The organism is Chromohalobacter sp. HP20-39 (assembly GCF_033052815.1).
In the GTDB taxonomy this organism is placed as follows: domain Bacteria; phylum Pseudomonadota; class Gammaproteobacteria; order Pseudomonadales; family Halomonadaceae; genus Chromohalobacter.
Map to the genome: position 1 here is coordinate 1 of NZ_JAWHTP010000837.1, position 258 is coordinate 258.

Here is a 258-nt window from a genome sequence, read left to right on the forward strand (position 1 = left end):
GCACAAACCTACTATCGGCTGCTCCGGCAGTTTGGCGTGAAAGTGCTGCAGGATCATGCCGACTACCGGCTGATGAGCCGGCGCGCGTTGGAGGCATTGCGGGATTTCCGCGAGATCAATCTGTTCCTTCGCGGGATCATTCCGTTGCTCGGTTTTCGTACGGCCGTCGTTGAATACGAACGCCATGCCCGCTTCGCCGGCCAGAGCAAGTACCCCTTGACCAAGATGATGGCGCTCGCGCTCGATGGGATCGCGTCG

The 258-nt window shown here is 60.1% G+C and carries 1 pseudogene; it reads left to right on the top strand.

The annotated features are described in order from the left end of the window. Positions 1-258, top strand: a pseudogene (locus RVY79_RS20305) (glycosyltransferase); the annotation flags it as partial.